The 22523-nt window shown below is 57.2% G+C and carries 16 protein-coding genes; 8 read left to right on the top strand and 8 right to left on the bottom strand.

What is annotated here, in order from left to right:
• Window positions 1-157: 157 nt before the first annotated feature.
• The 3 genes from M0D66_RS19795 to M0D66_RS19785 all read right to left on the bottom strand — a co-directional run bounded on the left by M0D66_RS19795 (window position 158) and on the right by M0D66_RS19785 (window position 3876).
• Window positions 158-367 (bottom strand): hypothetical protein, encoded by a 210-nt coding sequence (locus M0D66_RS19795; protein ID WP_266211371.1) that lies wholly within the window; start codon window positions 365-367, stop codon window positions 158-160.
• Window positions 348-2744, bottom strand: coding sequence for a metallophosphoesterase (locus M0D66_RS19790; RefSeq protein WP_266211370.1), 2397 nt, complete (start codon window positions 2742-2744; stop codon window positions 348-350). Before M0D66_RS19790 ends, M0D66_RS19795 begins: the two co-directional genes overlap by 20 nt.
• An 841-nt stretch (window positions 2745-3585) precedes the next feature.
• The gene (locus M0D66_RS19785; RefSeq protein WP_266211369.1) at window positions 3586-3876 is read right to left on the bottom strand and encodes a DUF6471 domain-containing protein; all 291 of its coding nucleotides are present in this window, start codon (window positions 3874-3876) and stop codon (window positions 3586-3588) included.
• 244 nt (window positions 3877-4120) lie between these two features.
• Between M0D66_RS19785 and M0D66_RS19780 the strand changes: the two genes are divergently transcribed.
• From M0D66_RS19780 to M0D66_RS37970, 6 genes are all read left to right on the top strand, one after another.
• Window positions 4121-4891, top strand: a complete 771-nt coding sequence (locus M0D66_RS19780; protein WP_266211368.1) for a hypothetical protein — start codon at window positions 4121-4123, stop codon at window positions 4889-4891.
• Complete coding sequence (locus M0D66_RS19775) at window positions 4888-6921, top strand: transposase family protein (RefSeq protein ID WP_266211367.1); 2034 nt, start codon at window positions 4888-4890, stop codon at window positions 6919-6921. The genes M0D66_RS19780 and M0D66_RS19775 overlap by 4 nt, the downstream gene beginning before the upstream one ends.
• On the top strand, window positions 6918-7904 hold the full coding sequence (locus M0D66_RS19770; RefSeq protein WP_266211366.1) for a TniB family NTP-binding protein: 987 nt from the start codon (window positions 6918-6920) through the stop codon (window positions 7902-7904). Before M0D66_RS19775 ends, M0D66_RS19770 begins: the two co-directional genes overlap by 4 nt.
• A complete protein-coding gene (locus M0D66_RS19765; RefSeq protein ID WP_266211365.1) occupies window positions 7901-9748 on the top strand; it encodes a TniQ family protein in 1848 nt (615 codons plus the stop codon). Before M0D66_RS19770 ends, M0D66_RS19765 begins: the two co-directional genes overlap by 4 nt.
• A 144-nt stretch (window positions 9749-9892) precedes the next feature.
• On the top strand, window positions 9893-10228 hold the full coding sequence (locus M0D66_RS19760; RefSeq protein WP_266211364.1) for a hypothetical protein: 336 nt from the start codon (window positions 9893-9895) through the stop codon (window positions 10226-10228).
• The gene (locus M0D66_RS37970) at window positions 10122-10412 is read left to right on the top strand and encodes a BPSL0761 family protein (RefSeq protein ID WP_308112693.1); all 291 of its coding nucleotides are present in this window, start codon (window positions 10122-10124) and stop codon (window positions 10410-10412) included. Before M0D66_RS19760 ends, M0D66_RS37970 begins: the two co-directional genes overlap by 107 nt.
• Window positions 10413-10850: 438 nt before the next feature.
• Here the strand turns inward: M0D66_RS37970 and M0D66_RS19750 are convergent, their stop codons facing one another.
• Together M0D66_RS19750 and M0D66_RS19745 are read right to left on the bottom strand one after the other, a co-directional pair.
• Window positions 10851-11846, bottom strand: a complete 996-nt coding sequence (locus M0D66_RS19750; RefSeq protein WP_266211363.1) for a hypothetical protein — start codon at window positions 11844-11846, stop codon at window positions 10851-10853.
• Between the two features lie 100 nt (window positions 11847-11946).
• Window positions 11947-12126, bottom strand: a complete 180-nt coding sequence (locus M0D66_RS19745; protein WP_266211362.1) for a hypothetical protein — start codon at window positions 12124-12126, stop codon at window positions 11947-11949.
• Between the two features lie 1334 nt (window positions 12127-13460).
• Between M0D66_RS19745 and M0D66_RS19740 the strand changes: the two genes are divergently transcribed.
• A complete protein-coding gene (locus tag M0D66_RS19740) occupies window positions 13461-15842 on the top strand; it encodes a hypothetical protein (RefSeq protein WP_266211360.1) in 2382 nt (793 codons plus the stop codon).
• A 384-nt stretch (window positions 15843-16226) separates the two neighbouring features.
• Here M0D66_RS19740 and M0D66_RS19735 read toward each other — a convergent pair whose 3' ends face one another.
• The 3 genes from M0D66_RS19735 to M0D66_RS19725 form a co-directional block, all read right to left on the bottom strand.
• On the bottom strand, window positions 16227-17729 hold the full coding sequence (locus tag M0D66_RS19735; RefSeq protein ID WP_266211358.1) for a Fic family protein: 1503 nt from the start codon (window positions 17727-17729) through the stop codon (window positions 16227-16229).
• 839 nt (window positions 17730-18568) lie between these two features.
• On the bottom strand, window positions 18569-18832 hold the full coding sequence (locus M0D66_RS19730) for a hypothetical protein (protein ID WP_266211356.1): 264 nt from the start codon (window positions 18830-18832) through the stop codon (window positions 18569-18571).
• A 96-nt stretch (window positions 18833-18928) separates the two neighbouring features.
• The gene (locus M0D66_RS19725) at window positions 18929-19483 is read right to left on the bottom strand and encodes a hypothetical protein (RefSeq protein WP_266211354.1); all 555 of its coding nucleotides are present in this window, start codon (window positions 19481-19483) and stop codon (window positions 18929-18931) included.
• Window positions 19484-19973: 490 nt separating this feature from the next.
• Between M0D66_RS19725 and M0D66_RS19720 the strand changes: the two genes are divergently transcribed.
• Window positions 19974-22517 (top strand): type VI secretion system Vgr family protein, encoded by a 2544-nt coding sequence (locus tag M0D66_RS19720; protein WP_266211352.1) that lies wholly within the window; start codon window positions 19974-19976, stop codon window positions 22515-22517.
• Window positions 22518-22523 lie beyond the last annotated feature (6 nt).

The raw sequence follows: 22523 nt of genomic DNA, 5'->3' as shown, positions 1-22523 counted from the left end.
AATTGAGAGGGGTATTGACCGGCGGCAAGGACCGTTCGCAGCGATATACCGTGAAGGAGTGACACCATCACACGGTTGAATCCGCAAACTAGCAGATAGTTGCTAGAGGGTTCCGCGGCACCGCCTACAGCGAAGGAGGCGCCGCAAACAAGCAGCATTATTTTTTCTTGAAGCTTACCGTTACAAACACAGTGCCATGCTTCACGACAGATTCTTTGACTTCAACTGCGCTGCTCGCCCCGTCGCTACTCTTACGAATACCTGACGATGAGACATGGACGCGCACACGACCGCGGCTCTTTTGTTCGCTGTTCGATGACGGTCCAAGCTGCGGAGGGCTGAAAATCTTACCTGCGGCTGGTGCCATGATTCGCTCCTTTCTTGCTTGATGCCATTGTAGAGGTGTTCAAAGCGGCCTGTAAAATTCTAAATGCTTCTTGCTGGAAGTTTGAATGCGCACGGTCGTCCTGCGTATCTGACAACTTGAGCTGACCGCCCTCACCCTTCACCGAGACTTCCACAACACAGAACGGTTGACGGTTCGTTGCCCCACTTTCGAAGATTGGGAACGCAATAGCCGTACCAACGGTTGACGTCGGGTCTCCGGGCCTGACAACGGTAGTGCGTGTGCCTTGGACCTCGGAGCTCATCTTTCCATGTATAGCCGGAATGTCTTTTATGTTAATGGAGTGCCCGCTGCGTTCGCTTTCGGCTAGCTGTTGCGTTTTGGCATCACTCCGGTCGTACACTGTCACCTTGCCAATCTTGAACGCCCGGCCCGGCAACCCAATTCCATATGGGTAATTGAAAGCCGACGTGGATGACCGCAGGGTCGTGACGACCGGAGCCAGCTGCGCCGTATCGTGATTAAAACGAAACACTGTCACATTAATATTACTGACAGAGTCATCCTCTTCTTTTAGGGATTGGGTTCCAAGCAGGTCAACGGCAAATTCGAAAATTTTCTTGATTGCCTCGGCAAGTTGTTGTTGCCCACGTTTTGCCGTCAAGCCGGTCATCCGAGACTGTAACTTTCCGACTGGAACCGATTGTGCTTGCCCGACGTGCCAGTAAAATCTATAGCGCGCTCCTGGTTGTGGCGACGCTATCTGCGCAATTACGCTTTGCGTGCTGTGGGAATACGTGACACTTTGCGAGTCAACCGGGTGCCATTGGCCATTTCTCGAAACTTCCGGAGTCGATACTTGAAGCGAGATTGATTTCGGAAACGCCGCAGTCTTTGGAAAAGAAAGCAGAAGAATAAGCTCCCGGACGGCTAAACAATCCGGCACGGTGAAAATCATCTCTTCGTCCGTGCTCCTCGCATGTGGCTGCATTAAACGATGCTGCGTTGACGTCAACGCAAAAGCATTAGTTGCAAGTGCTCGGAAATTAAGGTCGAGTGGAAACGAGTTCGGCCGCAAGACATCACCCGAAAATTGCACTTTAAATTTTGCCGAGCGCGATTGAAGGTCGACTATCTCCAAGCTCGCGCTCGGAGACTTGTCCGAAGTAACCTGCACGGATGCATGTGTTATTTCACCACTGACCGACGAAGCAGCCAGTTCGCATGGAAATTCTGTAAGTATTGCTTGAGTTTCGAGTCCCGCAAATTCTCTGCTAAGCAGAGCGTCACCGTATTCATCAATCTGGACCGAGCTAACCATTTTTGCACAACTCAAGCCCAATTCTTTCGAATTGCCCTCGAATCGACGTCGAGCGTACTCCGCATCCGTCGTTATATTGATGGTGTTCTTCCTGTTAAAGCTACCGCCGGCTTCAGCTTCAAACGTAGTTATCGTCAGTTCGTGGCTGTTTGCCAGTCGAAGAACATTGTATCCATGATGAAACGCCCCCTGATTATATTTTTCAGTTGGCGTCGCCGCCGAAAGGACCGCGATTTCGCGGTCCTCTCCGTCTTTCGTTCTCGTCGAGAGTCGTGCAAAATGATGATGATGCTTGTGGCCGTGCAAGATTAGAGGAACTTTTCGTTTTAATAGTTCTTGAAGAAGCGTTCCGGCATTTTCCATAATCATTAGCGATTCGTGCTCCGAGTCATACGGCAGCGGAAGCGCATGATGATGAACCGCGGCAATCCAGAAAAGCTGAGCATTTTCTTCAACCTTTTGGCACTTAACGGCGACATCATTTGGAACTCGACCATGCGCGCCCAGCTTACTCGCTGTCGCAGAATCCAGAGGAAGGACCCCAAGACCCATGTCGGCCAGTATTTGGACATCACGCACCAGAAAAGGCGAAAGCACGGCGTCCAGCCTGGTCGACGTCAACATCCTGAGAACCATGGAAACGAGCGCAACACTTGCGCAAATCCCCGCCGCGATAATTGCAGTTACAGAGTACGCCCGCAGCGACAGCCACGAAACAGGGGATTGATGCGAACATGCGAGCATCAATACGCCGATTGCGAAACTGATAAAAAAAGCGTATTTCAGCCACTTTATTGCAAACAGGCCGCTAACCCGCGTATCGTGATTCCCCGGGACGATAAAAAGCTTAGCCTCGGCTGCGTCGGCACGTGGCTTTATCTCTCCGAGGAATTTTTCCAGCTCAGCCTTTGCTTTGCGCAGCTTCCAAAACCAAGGTGTATTCACCAGGTCACCCGTGATAATCACCACGTCGGGCTGTATTTTTTTAGCCTCCACCTTAATTTCTTCCCACTTGTGTGTTTGAAACCACTGACCAAAATGCAGGTCCGACAAGTGAAGTATTGTTGTTTCTTTCACGATTGAGTCAATCTTTTCAGTGAAAACTTGCTAGTTATCTAATGAACGATACGCGCTGGCCCATTCGCGTCCCGACGGGTATATCTAGGAGCACCCGGCGCTTACCGGCACAGGTTACTCATTAGGGCGTAAAGCGTACCAAGCAACTGCCAGCCCAACAATAGGCGCTGCGTTGACGCGAGGGATGAACCTGGAAACTAGATGGTGCTCGCACGCCAAGCCGACGATGCTGACGGCCTCCAATCCAGCATCTGCAGGGCAAAAAAATAGCGCGGGAATGTCTCCGTCCGCGCAGACGCAGTTTGTTCTCGGGTTGCCCTTCGGCACCTCAGGCCTATCACATAGGCTATGTGGTGGCTAACGACGCTAGGCGCCGATAAAGCTCTGGACCAACTGATAGGCTCAGAGGGGGCGAGCATGGTCACTGGAGAAGTTTTATACAACGCCACTTCGCATCGCTGTGCAGAGTTGAAAAATGCCCACAAAGGTCGGGATGACTGACGTCTGCATAGCGTCACCAGCGGGCTCGTCTTCGCCAGTAAGTCTCGACGACCGGAAAACGCACTCGGCATCTTTGCCGCTATGCGCGGACACACGGCGGCGCGATAGGAGTCTTCACTTTGCCGCCGGAACTTTGGCAAGCTTGAAAATCCCCCCACGATTGCCTACGTTTGTAAACCCAAGCCGGCGCAATGCCGGCACGCAGTACCAGGAATGAGCCTTTATTCGTCGCGTTGACCGCCCGCCAGGTCAGGCCCCGTTTTATGAGAGGGTACGGCGGGAGCAGGCGATGAAACAGGTCTGGCTGCGGACGAATTCGGCGACGTGGGTAACAAGTCAACTACCCCTCTTTGTTCTGTCCCAGTGTGAATTGATGGAGCGCGATGGTCTCCACGCCCATGGCACGCAGGCAGGCGATGAGGAAGGCTGCCGAGAACCGCTTTCGATTAATTTTGCGGTTGAGCTGGTCGGCCGATTCGAAGACGCCCAGCTGCTCGAGCATCCGGGAAAGCTGTTTGTAGCGGATGCCGCGCCGCATCATCTCTTCCTCTATCAAACCCTTCGCTTCTTCTTCCCACTGCCCGTATGGCTCAGCCGGCAGCCGACCACGCTTGTGCGGCAGTCCTTCCATCGTTCCCCCTCGACCTTTTTCGAGCCTCTGCTTTTCTGGTACCGCGATTCTCGCACGGGTATTTTCGGTCGTATACGACTGATTTCAGGGCAGGCGCACTACACGTCCTTAGCAAGCCATTTTTTTGCGAGGACAGAATGCTGACAATAGCTTTACAAGCCAGTTTGCCGGCCCGACGGGCCGCAACTGCACCGCAGACGACCCAGACGCGCTGTCGGTTGCAGACTTCGGACGGAGGGGCGAAATGAGAAGCGCACCGTCCTATGGCGTCCGTAGTCGCCGGAGTGCTGCGAACGCCGGGGTCCGGCTCACGGCGCGAACGTATGGCAAGGCCCGCATCGGCACCTATGCCGAAAAGGCCGATGGCCACATCACCATCGAATCCGACGCGGAACGCCTGGTTGCGCACATGCTGTGCGTTGACCCGCGCGTGCGCTCTTTCAGGCAGCAACCGTTCACCGTCGACTTGGTCGGCGAACGGCTCCTGTTCACGCGCGAGGAGCTGTCCGAAGCGCGCAAGGTGCGCGGTGGTCGCGCCGGAGAGGCAGAGTACACGCCAGACTTCGCCACCGTTCAGACCGACGGCCTGCAGCGCGCATACGAGGTCAAGCTCCAGGGCTTCGAGGGCGATGGTCGTTACTGGGCCAAGGTCGAGCGGGCTCGGGCAATCATGGAGGCGTACTGCTATCCGCTATCCACGGTAGTCGTGCCTGCGGATGAGCGGCACCCGGTCGTCGTCAACGCACAACTGTTGAAACCGGCGATGGTGCGTGCGCGGGAATACCTGACGCCCGACATCATCGACCGGGTCGAAAGCTATTGCGAATCGGGCCCGGTGCTGCAACGCGTGCTGTGCGCTGACCTCGAGATTCCGACGGGCCTGATTCCACCGCTGCTCGCCCGGGGCGTGCTGCAGGCCGACCTCGCGCATCACCATATCTGCGCCACACTGGAACTGTCGGCCGCGTATGGCGACCTGAGCCACCTCTGTCTGATTGAGGAGCTGCGGCCATGATGTCCGACCTGCGCACTGGAGACAAGCTGGCGCCCCCAGGCAAACCGGAAAGCTACTTCGAGGTCCGGGACAGTCGCCTGCATGCTGGCACCATCCAGCTCTTCGATGCCGAGAAACTTGCGGACCAGTATGTCGAGTACGACGACATCCGCGCCCGGATTTCGGAAGGCAGTCTGGTCCTGCATCGAAAGGGGATGCCGCGCGTCAGCATTGCCGCCCAGCAAGACGACCCGAAATTACACGGCAAGGTCCGTTTGCTGAACGATGCACTGCGGCGCATCGATGCAATCCGGGAACAACGGGGTCTGTCGTTCAACGCAGCGACAACTCTGGCGCGTGAAGCCTATCTCACGGAAAACGAGGACAAGCCACTTGTCTGCCCGTTTCCGTCGCGCGCAACCCTGTACCGGGCTCACACGAACCAGCTGCTCGGCCTCCCCGTTCTAAAGGGTGACAAAAATAAAGGCAATTCGATGGCCAGGTATTCAAAAGACCTTGTCGAATTCGTCAAAGAGGTAATCGAGAACGAATTTCTGGTTCCGGAATCCAGGTGGACTGTCCTCGACCTGACGAGATATATCGACCGTGAGGCTCGTCGGCGTGGTCTGCATGTTGCCACGCACGATATCAGTCGCAAGTTCGTGTGCGCCAGGATTGCTGACCTGACCGCCGACTCAGAATACGACCGGATGAACCCGCTCGATAGGGTCGCCGGCAAATCATTCGTGAAGAAGCGTATCCGCGCGGCGTTTCCATTCGCCCGAATTGAACAGGACGCTGTGCATCTGCCATTCGTTGTACGCAATGGCCGTGACATCGCCCGGCAAGTCTATCTGGTGCTGGCGATTGATGTCTGCACCGGATACCCGGTTGGATGGCATATCGTCATCGGTTCGCCGTGCGAGATGGATTCACTGTCATGCCTCGAGATGTATCTGACGCCCGCCAAGGCAGCTCGGTTCGGAAAGCTCGGCATCGCTCACGCGCTGAACGTTTATGGCACGCCTATGCAGGTAATTTTCGACAACGGCCCGGAGACGAAAGGCGGACGAATCGTCCGCCTTGAGCGGTTAGGAATGGATGTCAAGCACTGCAAAGCAAAGGAAGCTCAAGGAAAACCGTTCATCGAGCGCCTGAACAAGTCGCTCAAAGAAGCACTGCAGCGTCTCCCGGGCTGCACACGCTTCGAAGGGAAGGATGGCAAGCGCGACCCCGTGGCGCACGGCGACGAGCTAATGAGCGTCGAAGCACTCGAGAAGTGGATTGTTGGGTGGCTCTATCGGGTCTGGGTCAACACCCCGCTGGACCGGCTGCGTTGGGACGAACTTCTGGTCGATTCGGTCAAAGGAAAGACACCGAGCGAGCGCCTGACTCACCAGCTTGAGGAGTTGGGGCAACCCATCTCTCTGCCGCCACCGCGCCATGAATGGATTGCTGCGCTCTTCGAGCACAAGATGTGCACCTTGAGCGCCAAAACCGGCATCTCGATTGAACGTGGTTTCAGATACACCGGCGAAGCCATGTCTTATCTGCTGGCCAAGTACGGCGACCATGCGGACCTTCGTGTGGTCTATAACCCCGACGATTTCCGTCAGGTGTACGTGTACGAGGGCGATGACCTTCCGCTTGTCACACTGACGCACCACCACGTTCGTCCGGACACGCCGGCGTGGACCTTCGCTGAAGCCAAAAAGAAGTTCGATTCAGGCATGGCTAACTGGACCGTCCCGGAAGAAAAAGTCCAATTCGAGCGGGAGATGGACGAGGCGGTCACCGGAAGCGGGAAAGCCAGTAAGCGCAAGACCCGCGGCAAGCGCGAGGAAAACAAGGAAACGGTGCGCCGCGCCAAAGACAACTCGGCCGTCCAGCGGGCCAACGACCGGCCGCTTTCAGCGTCAGCCCCGTTTGGGCCCGCACCTTCGACCAATCCGTCTTTGCCGACGGAAGATTTTCAGCACGGTGACATTTCATACGACGAGGTGCCGTCGATGAACATCGTAAACAGAAACACTGGAGAAAAACTGCTGTGACGCCAGCTCAACTATTGCGCAAGGACATCGAGGAGTGCGAACTGTCTCACCGCATGTTCTTGGAGCACCTCACTGCGCTTAAACAACGCATCGATGACGCCCTCGCTGGGTTTGCGCCCAAAATCGTTCGCGTTCCAGGTCCTAGTCGCGCGGGCAAATCCTCGCTCATCGCGAGCCTGTCGCGTGACTACCCCGCCAACCGCATCGACGGACGGCGCCATGTGCCCGTACTGGTTGTTGCGGTGCCCGCCTCCGCAACGGCCAAACTGCTTCCCAAAAGTGTGCTGGGTGCGTTGGGCATCCAGGTTCCCCGCAACATGACCGCGGGTGCGATGTTCGACCTGATGGTGGAGCAGCTTCGCCTGGCCGGCACACGCGTCGTGATTTTCGATGAGATTTCGCACCTCGTTGACGAAGGGTCACGGGTGCCTCTGCGCGCAGCTAGCGACTGGCTCAAGACTCTTTCGGACACACTCGGCATGACGCTGATTCTCTTCGGCATTCCGCGACTCGAGCGGCTCTTTTTGGCGAATGAACAGTTGCGCAGCCGCGCCTGTCCTTCGCTCAATTTCTGGCCGTACGACGCAAGCAATGCTGACGAGATGACAGCCTACGTCTCGTGCGTTGTGAGCTATGCGCGCCTATTCTCGGCTGCGGGTTATCCGATTGACGTACCCACCCGTGTGCTGACGCAGCAATGCTATTTGCTCACTGGCGGCCTGATTGGAGTGCTCGCTGATTTCATGCGTGAATTGGCCCGTGCGATGAAAAGCGAAGCTCCGCGGGCCATTAAATACGCAGACTGCCAGAAAGCGACTAAATCCGTTAACCACGCCGGTTCACCGAACAGACTGGCATTTCGGGACTCTGGCATCGACGACGCGGGCGTGGAACCTGCGGCACTGAAACAGGCATATGTGTACGTCCTGCAGAGTAACGCGGCGTCGGTACCAGTTCGCAAAAAATCGGGAGATAACCAATGAGCCTCATTCTCACCTATGCGCCCAGGGACGACGAGTCCGGAATGGGCTACTACCGACGCCTTGCCGCAGACAATGCGCTTTTCAGCTGGCGTGACCTCGCGAGTGCGGCCGGTGTCGAGCGCAACCGCCGTGCGTTGCTGACGCGCACGGACGACGTGGTCCGTAACCTCGGCCTGGAACCAGCGTGGACCGAATTCACCCGACAGAAAGAGGAGCTCTGCCGGGGTTGGGGACGTCTGCACCGTGCGCAATCTGACTCCGTGTGTCCTGCGTGTCTGGCTGAATCGCCTTACCTGAGGCACCACTGGGGACACACCTATGTCACGGCATGTCCGCAACATCAAATCCTGCTGGTCGACCAGTGCAACGCATGCGGGAAGCACCTCTCGCCGGAGCGGCTCTACATTGGTTTGTGCGCATGCGGTCATGACCTGAGTAGCCTGCCGCGTGTGCCGGCGACCCGCGCGCAGCAGTGGCTGTCGATGCTGATTTCGAGTAACGGGCACCAGTCTGGCAGCATGAAACCGCCTCTGCACGGCGTGGACACCAATGTGCTGGTGAAGGTCATCCGCACGCTCTGCCAATATGCGGACCCGACGCGCCCCGGATTGCCGCGCGGCGCGGCATTGCCGAAATCCGTTACCGAAACGGTCGAATTTCTCGCGCCGCTCGAAACCTTGCTGGCCGATTGGCCAACGGGTTTCCGAAATCACGTCGAGCAGCGCATTGCCGCCGGTCGCAAGGATGCCCGCACGCTGAACACGTTGCTCGGCGACTGGTACATCAGTCTGCGCAAGCTCTGCCAGGGCACGACGCTCGAGCCTCTGCTCCAAATCATCATCGACGTCGCTGCCCGGAAGTCCGATTGTGTCCTGGGCCTGGATTCGGCCAAAGAAATGGCCGAGGATGCGACCGGATACACGCGCGCGCCGGATGCCGCCAGGGCCATCGGCATCAGCGTTTCACGTCTGCATGACTCCATTGTCGCTGGCGAGTGCAAGCACCGCGCACGGCGCGTTGGCACGCGTGGCCAGGTGTTCGAAATTCCGTGCGCTGAGGTTGAGCGCATCCAGCGGCAACGTGCCGAATGGATTTCCGACATCGATGCCTGCGAACTTGCGGGCGTTCCACCCGCCGTGCTCGAGCGCATGAAAGCAGCCGGCATTATCCGGTCAGACGTGCGCTGGCGCGAAGACCTGATGAAGGGAGGCCCGGTTGAGCGCCAATCCATACTGGACTTACATGAGCGTGTGGAACGGTGGGCTCAACCCGCTGCGGTGGCCGATGATACGACGCTTACATGGGCGGAGCTGACCAGCCGGCGTATGGGCGACCGAAGGGCTATCGAGTCGCTGATGCAGGCCATCGCAAGCGGCAAGGTGATAGCCGTCGCGCGTGGTCGGACACTGGGCGAGATGGCCTTCCTGAGGACGGACGTGTCGCAGTATTTCGGCACGCCACTGCTCGAGGCCGGCATGTCGATTCAGCAACTGGCCAAAGCGACCGGATGGAAATGGGAGTCCATCCAGAACTGGGTGGACGAAGGACTGCTGGCTTCGGAACGGATTCAGCGTCGTGGCCAGCCTTGCCGCGTCGTGCTGCCGCATCAGTTGCTGGAGTTCCGGCAAGCCTACGTTCCGCTGGCAGACCTGGCGCGTGCCATGGGTACAAAGTCCTCGGCGCTGTCGCGCTTGTTACCCGGCGTCGAACTGGTCGGTGCGAAACAGCTTCCTGATGGCGCGATGCGGGGCGGCCTGGTCCGCATCGCAGACCTCGGGCGACTGGCAGTTATCGGTGCGAGAGCAGGGCACGACCTGTTTGTGCCCGCAGCGTTGACGTCATGAGAGGGCCAGCGATAAGTCTAACCACCTGCGTGTCCCGACCGGCGATGTATGCGCCGGTCGGGACATAGCTGGGCTCGCATGTAGTGCCGCCGGGTCCATATGACGGAACCGAAGGGTATGACTTTCCACCACCAGGAGACCGCGATGCCTATCTGGAAACCACGTCCCGCTTCCGAAGTGCCGAAGATTCCGTTATCTCGATGGCGCATATTCGAGACGGAGGATGGGACCCGGCATTTCGTTGGCGTAGATATGTTTGACTCGTCGGCGCGTGTCAGCTCCCCGATAGTAACGTTCGACCCGGCCACCTTGAAGGGTAAGACTCAGACGGGACGTATTTATGAGCTGGTCGGCAGGAAAGGCTGGTCGTTGAATGTTGAATACGTCTGGATGCGGTGGTGCGAATTGTACGAGGTCACGTCGTACACCGACATCACCGAACGCCTGCTTGAAGGAGCTGATGATGAAGACTCCATATGAACGAACGAAAGCCGTTGTTGATACGCGAGAGATGTTGGAGATGCTCGCGTCTGCCGACGAGATAACCATCGGCGGTCTCGTCCAGTCGGTCGCGATAGGTCTCCTCAGGCACTACCCGCTCAACATCGACCTCGACGTGTCGGCTGCAGCGTTACCCGGAGTCTGGGCCCCGCCGGAACGTTAGCAAAGGGGCGCAACGCAAGCTTTCTATATCTGGGCCAGCGCGATGTAGACGACTTTTCACTGGAAGCGTACTGGGCGGCGCGAGATGCCGCGCGAATAGCGTATCAGGATTCCCAGACCGAGGAAAACGACCCGTTGGGAATATGATGGTCTGCCCAGGCAGAGGGGCATTGCAGCCGGATTCGAGGCCAGACAGGCGATTGGCGCTCTTGTCGTAACCTCAATCGCCGATTTGTCGTCGTAGCCATGGATATGCTGCGACGCTGGAGACTCGTCTACGCCGCTGCAAGCGCTCACTGCATTGGGCGAAGCCCGAGCAGGAACGCCTAACCCCACCTAGGTCGGCCCGCAATGCAGCCACCATCAGGGGGAAATCCAGCTTCGCTACTGCGTTCGTATGCAGTCACGACGGTAGACGAAGGAATGGTCATGTGCGCGGTCAATCGATGCAGCAAGCACCCCATTCTGCACGGACGACGCGAATCTCTGTGCCGTCTTTGGAAAAGTCGTAACGCGCCACTCGGCTGCGTGCGGGCGTCTGGGGGTCCTTGAGCTTTTCCAGAGCACGAACAAGACTGGCCCTGAAATTGCGCATGTGGGACTCGTAGCCCGAGAAGTCATATAGCCGCTTAACCGGCAACCACTTCGGACAAGCGTGTCCCGCGTAGAAATTTGCAAGCCAGCCTCTCAATCCGTCATACCCTACCGCTTCGTTTTCGACAGCTGTCCAGGCGCCGGGACCGAACAGTTCTGCCACGGACGCTGTTACCCGCAGCATCAGCGCGTCACTGCCCCTGAAATCCTCGCCAACTTTGCCGTCCTCGAAAGTCACCGACAAAAGCTTCGGCACCTCGATGTTCATGCGGTTGTAGCGCACGCGCATCTGGGCAAAACTCAGGCGAAGCAGACTTGCCCGAATGGCCCTGTGTGCCTTAACACTGTATTCGCTTCCCATGCGGTGTGCGAACTCATAGAAGTTGGTTCGGACATGCCGAGGACTCTCTTCCGGGGAAAGCGGCGCATCCCGGTAGTAATCCAAACAGGTTGCGTAGACCATCCTGTCGAACTGACAGAGCTCGTACCCGCTGAAAATCAGAGTCATGTTTCTGAGCGAGGCAATTTCCTTCCCAGCGACAAGCAGGGTTGGAGCGCCAGAAAGCACGTTCGCGTTATCGGCCTGCACACTACGCCCAGCAGAAAATAGGGCGGACCGGAGAAATGCGTTCGGTAATGCACGTGCCATCGCTGACCAGCATGGCAGATACACCTCCGAGCCTCGACGGGTGGCCTGCCGGCGCCTTGCGTATTGGACCTCTTCCGCGGTGGCGTTCGACGGCAACGTGGCGACGGCAGGTTCCGTGAGCGCTTTCTTCGCCCGACGTTCAATGCCGTCAGCGAAACGGTCGAGTCGCTCGGCTGCATCGAGTACGGTCATTTGCCGGTCGGGGGCGGCGGTGAGTGCCGCTTTGGATGTGAGGTTTGCAAGCTCGCGGAGCTCAGCGACGTCGCTCCGGGCGTTCCTCGATGTATGCGACCTAGCCATGGCGCCGCTCCGCGGGATGGCCGACGGGTTCCGTCGATGTCGACGGTCCCGCGAAGTCAATGAAATCCGGCCTTGCGTAATCGGGAGGGAACGCGTCAGGAAGGATGCAGATGATTGGCGCGGCGAGTCCGGCGATGCTGGTAGCGTGAATCCACGTCACTAGGCTGCTCATGATGAACACATGCGAGTTGGAGATGCATGTGTATATGCGCAAACGACAACCCCGAAATTGCGCAATACGGGCGGCGCTGGACCACTTTCCGAATTATCAAAGCAAAGCAAACCAGATATTTTTCTCCGTGCGAAGTCTGCCCAACTTGTACTTCACATCGATTTCACCTGTACCGTACATCGCACGTGCTTGTACTTCACATCGCTCTAGCCTGTACTCCACATCGCTTTTGGAAAGGCCATGCGAAAAACGACCTGCAGCTCACGAAAATATTGTGTACCGCTGCGTCCCCTAGTATTTGTAGACTCAGTAATAGAGATATTCAGGTCAGCGTGGCCTAAGGCTGGCGAGCATCTCCGGGGGCTGGTTTTTGGTTCGGCATGAACGCGCAGACACGAACGACCAAACCGGCCTGCATCTTGGTTAAGCGACAACAATGCGTGACCGCAGAAAATGGCGACGCGGCGCACCACGGTCGGATTGCGGACGACAATTGCTGCACCTGGTCAGCTAGACGGATAGAGAGAGAACGAGTCTATTCTCGGTTCCCTGTTGTCGCGTGATGAAAACCTGACTGCCATCTCCAGTGCCGCGGGCTGACGGCATCGGGATTGAATGTGCAATCTGCATCTGGCTGACCAGGGCGCGAGGTAAATAACAATCACTTTGAGTTGGCAACCGCTCGAACGGCATGTCGCTTCATGTATTCGCGTCGCACTTCGCAACAGTGCGACCGTTGTCTAGATGGGCACCGCGCGCTGGACAGTGAAGGGCTTACTGCGACGACCCTTCCATGTGCTCACGCCGTCCACCGAAACACCCGCAGCCACCGATGTAGTCTACGCCATCACCGTCATCAGCTCACCGAAAAAGTGCCAGCAAACTTGTCGTCGAGCTTCGTCGCGTATCTTGACGATTTCGTCCCGCTGGACGTGGGTCGCGTACAACCCTAAAGTCCGCGCGGAGAGTTGCCGTAAATGAGCGTTGTCGGCTGGGCGCAGACCCATAGCGAGAACAGGAAAGACACGGGAAACCATGGACGGCGAAGAGTAAGTCTTATTCGGCGGGTCTAACACCATCGATGTTCGAAGACGAGCAGACGCGGGGCAGATACGCGGGCTGCTCGGGTTTGCTGAGTGGGGTGCTGCAACGAAGACGCTGATGCCAATCCTGGTTCATGCACGCGGCAGAAGACAGGTGAGCCAGAGCCAGCGCAAACAATGCTGGACGGTATCGCGCCAATGCAAGGCAATTGTCTTCTGGCTCGCGTCCACCGAACCTGTCTCAACGGGTGGCCCCCGGGCGAAGGTTTCATTTCAGAAGCTAATCAAACAATGACAACGAGCAAGACTGAATCGGCCGGACAGACTGCAGCGTCGTCCGGCGACCTCATTTCCGTCATCGGCAGGTGCCTCATGAAAACAGGCCATGAGATTGTGCGATATCTACCTCCATTCCTTGTGCTTTTGTTGCCACTTCTCGCACTCTTGCCGGACCAAGGGCACGAGGTCATTGAAACAGTGGTTACGGGCGGGCAGTGGGCATACATTGCCATGGTACTGACGCCCATGGCGCTGACGGCCTTGCTTCATTCTGTGCAGATGCTGCGTCGGTCTGCGCATCTTCGAGAATCATCCGCCGCGCCGATGTCGATTGATACAGGCACCCCGTTTTTTCTGACCTTGCTGATTACGGCAGTCGGCCTAGTTGTGCTCGCTGCGCCGCTGTACTTGTTTAAGCTGGCGGATAGCGAATGCGTCAAGGGATTGCAAGGGTTCAATGCCGCTGATGAATGTCGTCCGGGATGGTCACTCTTATTTCTCTCGGCTTACTGTTTGTTATTGATTTCGATTCCGTTTTTCATGCACGCGCGCGGCAAAAGCGTTGGGAACGTGGATGGTGGATTTGTGCACAAAGTGTGGCGGCGCGCACCAGCTCTCGCCCAACTCCTGCTGGTGCTTGTCCTGGGCAGCGTGACTCTGAGAGACACAGTCATCAGGGACTACGGCCCAATCATCGCCGGCACGCTGGTTTCGCTGCTCCTTGCCCGGTTGCCCAAAGCGTCTGGGGCGGCGGCTACGAAGAGTTATTGGCGGAAACTGAACGCCTGTGTCGGTGAAGCGTGGCTAACGGTCGCCTTGGCAGCAATTGCGCTAGCCCTTTTTGCGTTCTTCCCGATAGCAATCGGCCGGAAGCTGGGCAGCCTCTTTGTGCTTTACGCTGGTGTCCTGTGCTGGCTCGTCATCCTGTCATTCGTATGGTCGTGTTTCCTTATGCTCCGCAATCGGCTGCCGATTGCCGGTCTGTCTATTCTGGGTGCGTTATGTCTAGCCATCCTCGGCGTACTCTACGGCTCATTCGATGCCGTCACCGCCGCAAAGGTAAGTGGGGCTTACTTGAGCGGCGTCGCACGTGAAGACTTATCTCCTCCGTCTGCTGCGGCGAGCTCCATCGAACAAGATTTCAAAGCATGGTCGTCGCTCGCCGGAGATAGCAGCGCGCCACGAAAAGTCGTCATCGTTCTAGCTGAAGGTGGAGGCATTCGCGCTGCCCAATGGACGAATGACATGCTGTTTGGGCTAAATACCGCGGACTCCGACATCTTGCGTAACACGTACGCTGTCGTAGGTGTATCGGGCGGGGCCTTAGGTTCGACCGCCTACATTGCGCGGCTCGCTGCCCTCTACGACTATCAGCTCGGACATGGCAGCGGAGGCCGGATGCATGGCGAACCGACGGCCGTCGCCCTCAGTGGTGCGAAATCAGCCTTGACGCAAGACCTAATGGCGCCGTGGCTGGCCCGCTTCATTAGCATTGGTGCGATTCAAGCCTTTCTCCCCGGCGAAGCCGCTCCAAGCGCACTGCTTCCCACCTTATGGAAGGCCGACCTCACGTGCATGAACGAACAGTTTCCGACTTATCTTAGACCGGAAGTTCGTGAGGTTTGCAGCCGCATGCCGGGCCTACTTAGCGCCCCGATTCGAGACTTTCCGAAATCTGTCGGCAAGCGCGCATTACCGAGGTTGGTGTACACGTCCACTCATGTGGAAACCGGGAAACGCGTTATTGCTGCATCCGTCGAATTCACGGCAGGCGATTTCCCCGGCGCCTTTAGTTTCAATCGCGTGCTAGGAGGCGACGTATCGCTGCTAGACGCAACCTATTCGAGTGCGCGCTTTCCAGGCATCAGTCGCCCCGGCACGCTTCTCGGCGTCAACGCTCAAGCACGTGGACACGTGGTCGATGGCGGTTACCTGGATGGGTCGGGTGCCCTGACGGCATCTGACATCATTGACGCCATCGAACGCGCGAGTGATGAAAAGGTCATACCGGTTGTCCTAGACCTTGACAACAGCCCCGATGACAACGAAGCAGCTAAGGAAGTCCCCGACGCGACACCAGCGACGGGCGCATCCATTAATGCGACGTACGGGATGTTCCAAGGCATAAAACACGCCAACGGTGTCCGCGACTTGGCTGCTGTTGCGGCCTTGCGCCGCCAGGTCTGCGCGTTGGGTGGAGGTCTTCTCACTCTTGGGGTTCCGCACGACGCAGGTCCGCTTGCACTAGGGTGGACGCTCTCCCAGCAGGCATCCAACAGGCTCGACAGTGCGGCGTACAAAGTGACGCGCCCCGTCGTTAGTCCGGACGCTCGTCCCGCGGGGCCCGAGTCCCTGCAGAACGCCTATAAACTGGCACGCTCACAATGCATTTAGGAAATGTAGGGGCATTGGGCAGACACGAACGCCCCAACCGGCTCGCGTCTTGATTAAGCGACAGCAAGCAGAATATTGAGGGACTATTGAATTCATATCTACAGCATCTCGCGAGGGGCTAGAGCAGTAGCCCGTCTTCGGAGGAAGAGCCGTGCGTTTCCGAAGCGTTCACGCTGACTCCAGAGCGCGGTAGCAATTCTGAGCAACCGTATCCTGTTACCGCCCCAATCCTCACTGCGGTGCTCTCCTCATGTCCGCCACACGTGTGGAGACCACTTCCTCACGGAATTCGCCAGAATTTCCTTGTTTTACGGGCAGTTTTTCGCACAACGCTCTGGTCGATATTGTGGGCTTTTCTCAGCAGCGTTTATGTGCTTCGCTCATTTATGGCGTAGTCGTCTTTTCAGGGAAAATCAGCCTGTAGTTCTTCAGGTCTTCCTGAAACGCGTTGCTCAGTTCGAGCTGTTGCTTCAGGCCTGCCCGCGGCTGGCGATAGTCGAATCGTGAGGTCCAGTCTTGTGCACGCGTCATCGACCTTATGTATGGCCCCGCGTCCCGTTCATTTGACAATCGCTTCAAGGGAAGCAGGTAGTCCTCGTGATAAACGGTAGGCACAATAATGCGACAAAGGCCGGCTTCCGTTAAGGCGCCGTTCATTGCCAGTCGCGCCGTACGGCCGTTGCCATCCTTGAACGGATGAACCTCCGTCACTACGAACATCGTCATCAGCGCTCGTGCCACGGGGTCCGTCTGCGCAGCAATGCGCTCGTACCCTTCTTTCAATGTCCCCGGCACCAGTTCTGGTGAGACAAAATACGTGTTCCCTGCCTGATTTGCTTGCTCCTTCCACTGTCCCGGCAACTTGTCGGGGCGGCCCGACATCACAATTGCATTGATGTTTTTGAGCCAGGCAAGAAACTGGTCGGCGTTCGGCGCGGTCCTGTTTCTCCACGGAGACGAAGTCGCAACATGGAATGTTCCGAGAATATCTTGGGAATCCTCAGGACGGTCTTGAATAATGGCGCCCTCGAAAACGATTTGCTCTGCTTCCGCTACCTCGAAAGTTGTGCCTTCGATGTAGTTCGAAAAGTATGCCTCGAAGAAAGCAAAATTCTCCATGGCCGTGCCTTCTGCCGCTGGGTCTGCGACGTGTGGAAACACATTCGCGGTCAACTGCGCGAACAACGCATCAAAGAGGTCGAGCCGCTCAGGGTCATATGGCTTGCCGGCTGCTCTCGCTAAGGCTTGTTTGCTTTTGAGTTTTTTCTTTTCATGTGTGCCCAGCAGCGCGCCGATAAGACCGTCAAGACGCTTGAAAGCCGGTTCCATGTCCAGCTTGTCCGCGACCGCCCGAGCGCACTCGCGCAAGTCGTTAAGCTTGAACTTGCCCCTGATGGTGAGAATGTTGTCGAGCCGTTGCTCAACCGCTTCCTGAGGCATCACCCGCTCGGAAGCTCCGCGTCCCGTTGCCATGTTCTCGAGGAAACCCCGTGCCTCGCTCGGCAAATAAATGCCGCGATAGGGAACGTCCCGCGCCGGTGGTCCGAGCAACGGTCCCGCTCCCGGATACACCTCGACAAGGAGTCCGGGCAGCGCGAGCGTGCGGCGTGTGCGGCCGCGGCGAACGTGGATGACACCGTCAACCGGACGATGCTCCAACGCAGACCGGTACGCCATCACTGCGCCCGGAAGCAGGTGGCTTGCAATTGCAGCCCAGTTTCGGGTAACGACCGATTCGAGTGGACTGTTTAAGTTTTGCGTGAAGACACCAGGGTAAATGCGCCTGAACGCGCCACTCTCTACCTGGCGGCGCAGCGCGCGCGCTTGAGCCTCGTCTTCCCCGGAAAAGAAGACCTCCGCCGTGCTCACGTCCGAATTTAGCGTCATCGTCCGTTCCGAGATGACCAGTTTGTCCGTAAATTAGCGAAATGATACGCCGAACTGTCCGGAACGTACTCAGTACGCCGGAACAATGTGGCGCTACGTTTGGCCGAAAATTATCTGAATTACCGGCCCCTTGCCCATCGCTTGTCCGAAAACAATTTGAATCAAGATGGAATTTGTCCGATTACGGACTGATTGGACTGTCTGATGTCTCGTTCGCCCGTGTGGTCAACTGTCTTACCCCGGCATGGGCAGACACTCTGCGCGGACCAGACATGGCTTTCACAATTTTCACGATGTATCGCAAGGCGAATCTCTTGCATGGAAGCCCAAAAATGACGATTCACCGGGTGGGAGACCAATGACAGCAAACGTAGAACGGGGTACCAACGAAAAACACCGGGACCTCATGAGTGAGGGCCGAAAGCTTGGCTGGGAGCTGTTCATGAGGCCGTTGGCCATCGTTGCTGCGTGGTTCGTCGCGAAACGGGCGCGCGGCTTTGCAAAAACGAAAGAAGGATGCGACATCGCCATTGCGGGGCGCAGAAGTCGAAGCGATAGCACTCATCTCGCGGTGCGTCGCACGCGATGTGGACAGCCACTACGTGAGGGTTCGCCTAGAGGACCGCGCTGAATTGCTGCTGGTCGAGCGAAATGGATGCAATGATGGACTCGAACGCTACCATCATATCCAGGTGGCGTCGGGCAACGTATCGCCGTTCAGATTCGTTTTCGAGGAGCTCGGCGAGATATCTTTTCGCAAGCACGAGATTATTGAACCCGCCCACCGCCTTGGCGTAAAGATTTCGTTGAACGACGTACCTATCGCCCATGGAGTGCGCTCACATCGGGTCGGAGATGAGACGGTCGTTGTGCGGTTTGCTTGGCAGCGCTGCCCCGTTTGCTCGAATGACGGCAATGAGTTCCGACGGCGTTATCTCGTACCTCACCTCGCGGTGTATGCCGGGTTTGCGCTCGTCGACTTCCAGCAGCAGAACGGCTCTTCCATCGGTCGCAGATTCCAGTCGCAGCACGCGGATTGGGCTGCCCGCTACGTCGTATTCCGTTATCAGTGTCATCGCGCCGGAGGCGCCTCTTGCAGACATGATGATTTTCCCGTCCTTCTCGATGCGTCGATTTTAGCGGCTGTCGCGGCCAGGTCGGAAAAGCGCGCGTGAGCGTCACGCACCCGTTTTCCCCGGTCATCGGCCGGCCTCTTGCCACGGTGTTTTCCGGTCACTCGTTGCGAATCGCAATAGCCGCCTTTGTGCCCCGAGCATGACGCCGACAGGCGTATTCGCCAGTTGCTCGTCATGAAGTGCCAGCAGCCGTTCGAGAATCGCCGTTTCGTCCGGACTGACCTGCCAGACATTGTCTGCTGTCGCCCGCGCCGCACTGCTCTCGAGCGCCTCTGCGGCTTCAGGAAAAAATGCGTGGTGAATCGTTCCGAAGCCTGCTTCCCGAAGATACCAGGCTAGGTATAGCGCACGTATGAGGTCGCTTAGCAGGTGCCCGTTTCCACTGCCTGCTCGTAATGCGGTGAGCGCAAGGTGATTGCGTAGTGAAAGCGAGCGGACAGCTTCTAGCGTTGGTGGTAGAAGCGCGGCCTTTGCGGATGTCTTAGTGGATACATAACGACCACCGCCTCTCTTTCTATTCATTTGGCATAAAAATCGCAAATCGATTGATTCTGGCGCTGGCCCATGAAATCCATACACGTTGTATTCGTTTTCAATCTTGTGGAGTTTTGTTGTCAATGACCCGCTGAAAACATAGGCACTATGAGTCCAAAACGAAAATCGCTGCCGTGGATTGCAATATTTAACAATCTGAAAGTGATGCTTAGGTGAACATCATGTGTCATTCATCGGTAGTTGCCCCGGAAAACTGTTTTTCCATAAAGTGCGGGATGGGGCAATGAATGTTGGCTGGGAACGTAAATGGCGTGTCAGTCGGAGCGCGGCGCGTACTCGGTCTGGGCGATATTTGTGTTGTCCATGACTCGGAAGCTTCGATATTTCAATTTTTGCGGGAGATTGCTACGACAATTAACGCAGGCTGTTCATTGCATAGCAAACTATCTCCCGCCGTGCAGATAAACGCCAAAGCGGAAAAAGCTACCTTTCATGCTCGTACCTGCAAATAATTCCGAATCGCAAGCTGATTGCACGCGTTCGTTGACAAAAATTGTCTGGAAAAGTTTTTCATCATATTATTCTGCGTGGCAATCTGGGGTGGAGTCTGAAAATGACGGTAAATGACCTGGCAACGGTGCTGGGCGCGGGGATGGACCAATCTCGACGCTTGTTGAAGCTGGATACTGCGTTGGGCGGAAATACGCTGGTGCCAGTCCGCGTGGTCGGCACTTCACGCATTGGACGCAACTACGACTTCACTGTCGATGTCGCTTCCCTAAAAGATTCTATCGAGCTCAAATCCCTCATCGCGAAACCGGTGACGCTCTGGACTCAACAGACTGACTCGTCGTATTTACCGCGTCATGGCTACGTTCATACTGCGCGATTTCTGGGCTCCGACGGTAGCGTTCAGCTTTACCAGATTAGCTTTTCGTCGTGGTTGCACTTCCTGAAATTTCGCAGCGACGCGCGGATATTTCAGGACAAGACGGCAGAGGACATAATCTCGGCGGTATTCAGCGAGCATCCCCAGTCAAGCGGCGCTTATCGCTTTGACCTCCGTAACCAGCTACCTCCGCGGTCGTTCTGCGTTCAATATGAAGACGACTGGAACTTCGTGCATCGGATTATGGAAGCGGAAGGTCTCTTCGGCTATTTTGAACAGGCGGATGACGGCAAAGCGCACACGCTGGTCATCACGGACGACCTCTTCACCGTTAAAGCCCTTGCTCCGCAAGACGTGTCGTTTTATCGTGCAGGCGCTGGAAGTGAAACAGATGCGATAGTCCAGTGGGGCGGAGCGCGCACGTTGCAGAGCGTGAGCTACACCACGCGCACATTCGACTATAAGAATCCAACCTTCAATAAAGAGCTGTCCACGCCGACAGTTGACAAGCAAGGCGACCTGCCCGACCAGGCCGAGGTCTACGAGTACACAGGCGCATATACCTACGGCGACAGTGCTCGTGGCGACACTTTGTCAAAAACCCGGATGGAAGAATGGGAGTCCCGCGCGAAGCGTTTCTTTGCGACGGGCAGCGTACGGCGAGCCGATGTGGGACGCTGGTTCCAGCTCGAGGGCGCTACCGCTCTCGCATCCGACAGTGCGGAAAATCGTCAGTTTGCGATTCTGGCCGTCACCTGGTACATCGAGAACAACCTGCCCGTTTCGACGGGAACACAGTTCCGCCACAGCCTCCAGTCACAACTTGCTGAAGCTCGCTCATATCACGCGGGTTCGTCCGACGTCTTCAATGTAAAGGACGCGTTGGGTGGCGAAGGTTGCTTCCTCGTCGAACTGGAAACGCAGAGACGCACCGTTCCGTTTCGCAGTCCCTTTGAACACCGTAAGCCCCTGATGCATACCCAGACCGCGACGGTGGTCGGTCCGAATCAGGAGGAAGTTTTCACGGACAGTCTTAATCGAGTCAAGGTGCTGATGCACTGGGACCGGCAGAACGGCGGCGATGAAAAGGCTTCCTGCTGGCTACGCGTCATGTCACCGAATGCCGGCGGGACGCTCGGCGGCGTATTTGTCCCGCGTGTGGGACATGAAGTGGGAATCGTCTACCTGGACGGCGATTGTGACCGCCCGGTCGTCAGCGGAAGCCTGTTCAACGGACAGCAGACGCCGCAATGGCACTCCAACGGCTTGCTCTCGGGTTACAAGTCCAAGGAATTCCAGGGCACAGGCTACAACCAGCTTGTCATGGACGATTCGACGGGCCAGAACCGGGCGCAGCTTTTCAGCAGCACGTCCCAAAGCTATTTGCATCTCGGCTACCTCATTGACCAGCAAGGCAATACGCGCGGCAGCTATCTCGGGACTGGCTTCGACCTGAAGACCGATTCGTACGGCGCTGTGCGCGCTTCGCAGGGTATGTACCTCTCGACGTACGCGAAGGTCGGCACGTCGAGCCAGCCGCTCGATGTCAAGGAGGCACACCAGCACCTCGTCGACTCGGGCGGTGTCGTTGAGCGACGCTCCGAAGTCGCAACAGGCAGTCAGGCCGAAGGCTTGCAGGATGCTCAGGACACCATCAACGATTTCGCAGCCGCGACGCAGAGCGCGCGGCAGGCAAACTCGGGGGGCGGCAACACGGCCGGCGGTGGAACTGGCGAGGCGAATGGATTCGCTCAGCCCGTGATGCTGCTCGCCAGCCCCTCCGGTATCGGCCTTTCGACGCAGAAATCCATCCAGGCCGCGGCGACGGAGCACGTCAACATCGTGAGTGGCGCCAGCACGCACATTGCGGCGTCCAAGTCACTCATCGCAAGCGTGGGCGAAAAACTCAGTCTCTTCGTGCAGAACTCGGGCATGAAGCTCTTCGCAGGCAAAGGAAAGGTCGAGCTGCAGGCCCAGTCCGATAACGTCGAGATTACGGCCGACAGGACTGTAAAGGTTGTGTCGACTTCTGATGCCGTCAATGTGATGGCAGACAAGGAAATCAAACTGATGGCGGGTGGTGCAACGATTCGCCTGGCTGGGGGCAACATCTATGTGCATGCGCCCGGCCTGGTCGAAATCAAAGGTACCCAGCATTCTTTCCAGGGCCCGGCGAGTGAGAATGCCGCAACACAACTGCCCGTGACTGAGGCGTGTGCGCAGAAATTTGCTTCTGCCTCGCAGGCCGGTGCGGCCATTGTCGACTAGGCGTAC

The organism is Paraburkholderia sp. SECH2 (assembly GCF_030464795.1).
GTDB lineage: Bacteria > Pseudomonadota > Gammaproteobacteria > Burkholderiales > Burkholderiaceae > Paraburkholderia > Paraburkholderia aspalathi.
Note: the sequence above shows the minus strand (reverse complement) of the source record. Positions and strands in the feature narration are given on the sequence as shown.